This is a genomic window from Micromonospora sp. MH33 (assembly GCF_003013775.1).
Lineage (GTDB): Bacteria > Actinomycetota > Actinomycetes > Mycobacteriales > Micromonosporaceae > Micromonospora > Micromonospora fulviviridis.
Genome location: NZ_MUYZ01000406.1, coordinates 1 through 4,515, shown reverse-complemented (window position 1 = coordinate 4,515; position 4,515 = coordinate 1). Strand labels below are relative to the sequence as shown.

Here is a 4,515-nt window from a genome sequence, read left to right as displayed (position 1 = left end):
ATCCTGCTGCTCTCCACCGCCGACACCGACCTGCTCGCCGCCCGCGCCAGCGGCGCCGACTACCGGCTGGCGAACCCCGCCCGGGTCGCCGCCGACGCCGTGCCCGCGCTGCTCGACGGCGTCGACCTGGCCGTCGTACGCCTGCTCGGCGGCCGGCAGGCGTGGCCGGACGGCCTCGCCGCGGTGCTCGACTCCGGCGTGCCGGCCGTCGTGCTCGGCGGCGAGGCGGTGCCCGACGCGGAGCTGATGGCGGCGTCCACGGTGGCCGCCGGGGTGGTCGTCGAGGTGCTCGCCTACCTGGTCGAGGGCGGCCCGGAGAACCTCGCCGAGCTGGCCCGGTTCCTCTCCGACACGGTGCTGCTCACCGGCGAGGGTTTCGCACCGCCCGCACCCACCCCGCCGCACGGGATCCTCGGCCCCGACCCGGCGCCCGACGGCCGGCCCGTGGTCGGCATCGTCTTCTACCGGGCGCACGCCCTGGCCGGGAACACCGGCTTCGTCGAGACCCTCGCCGACGCGGTCACCGCGGCCGGCGGGCAGCCGCTGCCGGTGTTCTGCGGCTCGCTGCGCGGGCTCGCCCCCGGCGCGGGCCCGCTCGAGGAGTTCGCGCGCTGCGACGCCCTCGTGGTGACGGTGCTCGCGGCCGGCGGGACGGTCGCCGCGGACGCCTCCGGCGGCGGCGATGAGGACGCCTGGGACGTCGGGGCCCTCGCCGCCCTGGACGTGCCGATCGTCCAGGCGCTCTGCCTCACCAGCGACCACGACCGGTGGGCGGCCAGCGACGCCGGGCTGTCCCCGTTGGATGCCGCCATGCAGGTGGCCATCCCCGAGTTCGACGGCCGGATCGTCACCGTGCCGTTCTCGTTCAAGCGGATCGACGCCGACGGCCTCTCCGTCTACCAGCCCGACCCGGAGCGTGCCGCCCGGGTCGCCGGCATCGCCGTCCGCCAGGCCCGGCTGCGGCACGTGCCGAACGCCGACAAGCGGCTGGCCGTCGTGCTCAGCTCGTACCCGACGAAGCACTCCCGGGTCGGCAACGCGGTCGGGCTGGACACCCCGGCCTCCGCGGTCCGGCTGCTCGCCGCCCTCGCCGAGGCCGGCTACCACCTGGGCGACGCTCCGGTGCCGGACGACGGGGACGCCCTGATCCACGCCCTGATCGCCGCCGGCGGGCACGACGTCGAGTGGCTCACCCCCGAACAGCTCGCCGCCGCGCAGGCGCGGGTGCCGGGGGAGACCTACCGGCGCTGGTTCGACGCGGTCCCCGCCCCGCTGCGGGACCGGATGCGGGAGCACTGGGGCGAGCCGCCCGGCCGGCTCTACACCGACGGCGGCGACCTCGTCCTGGCCGGGCTGCGCTTCGGCAACGTGGCGCTGCTCATCCAGCCGCCCCGCGGCTTCGGCGAGAACCCCGTGGCGATCTACCACGACCCGGACCTGCCGCCCAGCCACCACTACCTGGCCGCGTACCGCTGGCTGGCCGCGCCGGTCGACGACGGCGGCTTCGGCGCGGACGCCGTGGTCCACCTCGGCAAGCACGGCACGCTGGAATGGTTGCCCGGCAAGGGCCTCGGGCTGGCCGCCGACTGCGCCCCCGACGCGGTCCTCGGCGACCTGCCGCTGGTCTACCCGTTCATCGTCAACGATCCCGGCGAGGGCACCCAGGCCAAGCGCCGCGCGCACGCCGTGGTGGTCGACCACCTGGTGCCGCCGATGGCCCGCGCCGAGACGTACGGCGACCTGGCGAAGCTCGAACAGCTCCTCGACGAGTACGCCACCGTGCAGGCCCTCGACCCGGCCAAGGCGCCCACCGTGCGGCGGCAGATCTGGGAGCTGGTCCGCGCCGCCGAGCTGCACCACGACCTGCACCAGGCGGAGATGCCCGGCTCGGACGACTTCGACGACTTCGTGCTGCACCTCGACGGCTACCTCTGCGAGGTCAAGGACGTGCAGATCCGCGACGGCCTGCACGTGCTCGCCGAGGCGCCCGCCGGGGAGGCCCGGGTCAACCTGGTGCTCGCCGTGCTGCGCGCCCCGCAGGTCTGGGGCGGGGTCCGGGCGCTGCCCGGGCTGCGCCAGGCCCTCGCCGCCCACGCCGGCCTCGACGAGGCGGCGCTGCTCGCGGCGCCCGGCGCGCGCATCGCCGTGCCGGCGGCGCTCACCGAGGCCGTCGACGGGCCGGCCGCCACCGCCGCCGACGCCGTCGACCTGATCGAGTCCCTGGCCCGCCGGCTCGTGCTCGGCATGGAGACCCTCGGCTGGGACGACACCAGGGCCGGCGCGGTGGTCGAGGAGGTGGTCGGCGCGCCGGTGCCCGACGTCACCGAGGTGCTCCGCTTCGCCGCCCGCGAGGTGGTGCCCCGGCTGGAGCGCACCACCGACGAGATCGACCGGGTGCTCGGCGCGCTGGCCGGCCGGTTCGTGCCGCCCGGCCCGTCCGGCTCGCCCACCCGGGGGCTGGTCAACGTGCTTCCCACCGGGCGCAACTTCTACTCCGTCGACCCGAAGGCCATCCCCAGCCGCAACGCCTGGGACGTCGGGCTGGCCCTCGCCGACTCGCTGCTGGCCCGGCACCTCGCCGACACCGGGGCGTACCCGCGCTCGGTCGGGCTCACCGTCTGGGGCACCAGCGCCATGCGCACGCAGGGCGACGACATCGCCGAGGTGCTGGCGCTGCTCGGGGTCCGTCCCACGTGGGACGACCGGTCCCGCCGGGTCACCGGCGTCGAGGTGCTGTCCCTGGCCGAGCTGGGCCGCCCCCGGGTGGACGTCACGGTGCGCATCTCCGGCTTCTTCCGGGACGCCTTCCCGCACGTGGTGGCCCTCATCGACGACGCCGTCCGGCAGGTCGCCGCGCTCGACGAGCCGGCCGCCGAGAACTACGTGAAGGCGCACGTCGACGCGGACGTCGCCGAGCACGGCGACCCGCGCCGGGCCACCGCCCGCATCTTCGGCTCCAAACCCGGGGCGTACGGGGCCGGGCTGCTGCCGCTCATCGACGCCCGGAACTGGCGCACCGACGCCGACCTGGCCGAGGTGTACGCCGTCTGGGGCGGCTACGCGTACGGGCCGGGGCTGGACGGGCGGGAGGCGCGGGCCGACATGGAACGCTCCTTCGCCCGGATCGCCGTCGCCGTGAAGAACCAGGACACCCGCGAGCACGACATCGTCGACTCCGACGACTACTTCCAGTACCACGGCGGGATGGTGGCCATGGTCCGCCACCTCACCGGCGGCTCGCCGGCCGCGTACGTGGGCGACTCGGCCATGCCGCACGACGTGCGCACCCGCACCCTCGGGGAGGAGACCCGCCGGGTGTTCCGCGCCCGGGTGGTCAACCCGCGCTGGATCGCCGCCATGCGCCGGCACGGCTACAAGGGCGCCTTCGAGCTGGCCGCCACCGTGGACTACCTGTTCGGCTACGACGCCACCGCCGGGGTCGTCGACGACTGGATGTACGAGCGGCTCGCCGAGGCGTACCTCTTCGACCCGGAGACCCGGGAGTTCCTGGAGCGGTCCAACCCGTGGGCGCTGCGCGGCATCGCCGAGCGGCTGCTGGAGGCCGCCGACCGGGGGCTGTGGGCGGCACCCGAGCCGGCCACCCTCGACCGCCTGCACGAGACGTATCTGGCCAGCGAGGGCGACCTGGAGGACCGGCAGTGAACGCGAGGAGTGAGCCGGGTTTGCGAGCCCCGCAGTCGCGAACGAAGGAGTCGCAGTGAGCGCGAGGAGTGAGCCGGGTTTGCGAGCCCCGCAGTCGCGAACGAAGGAGTCGCAGTGAGTGGGTACCCGTTCAGTGCGGTGCTCGGGATGGACGAGATGCGCCTGGCCCTGCTGCTCAACGCGGTCAGCCCGGCCGTCGGCGGGGTGCTGGTCCGAGGCGAGAAGGGCACCGCCAAGTCCACCGCCGTCCGCGCCCTCGCCGGGCTGCTGCCCCCGGTCGACCGGGTCGCGGCCTGCCGCTTCGCCTGCGATCCGGCCGCGCCCGACCCGGGCTGCCCGGACGGGCCGCATCCGGCCGGGTCGGCGGCCGAGCGCCGTCCGGCCCGCCTGGTCGAGCTGCCGGTCGGCGCCGCCGAGGACCGGGTGGTCGGCTCGCTCGACCTGGAGAAGGCCCTCGCCGAGGGGGTACGCGCCTACGAGCCCGGCCTGCTCGCCGCGGCCCACCGCGGCGTGCTCTACGTCGACGAGGTCAACCTCCTCCACGACCACCTGGTCGACCTGCTGCTGGACGCCGCCGCGATGGGCCGCTGCCACGTCGAGCGGGAGGGCGTCTCGGTCAGCCACGCTGCCCGGTTCCTGCTGGTCGGCACCATGAACCCGGAGGAGGGGGAGCTGCGCCCGCAGCTGCTCGACCGGTTCGGGCTCACCGTCGAGGTGGCCGCCAGCCGCGATCCCGCCGTACGCGCCGAGGTGGTCCGCCGCCGGCTCGCCGCCGACGCCGACCCGGCCGGCTTCGCCGCCGGCTGGGCCGAGGCGGACGCCGAGGTGGCCCGCCGGGTGGCCGCCGCCCGG

1 protein-coding gene and 1 pseudogene are annotated in these 4,515 nt (G+C 76.0%); both read left to right on the top strand.

Annotated features, from left to right (window positions below; translation table 11 throughout):
- On the top strand, positions 1-3,663 hold a 3,663-nt coding region (gene cobN, locus B0E53_RS33275; RefSeq protein ID WP_246835725.1), incomplete at its 5' end, for a cobaltochelatase subunit CobN.
- Between the two features lie 55 nt (positions 3,664-3,718).
- A pseudogene (locus tag B0E53_RS33270) lies at positions 3,719-4,515 on the top strand (ATP-binding protein); the annotation flags it as partial.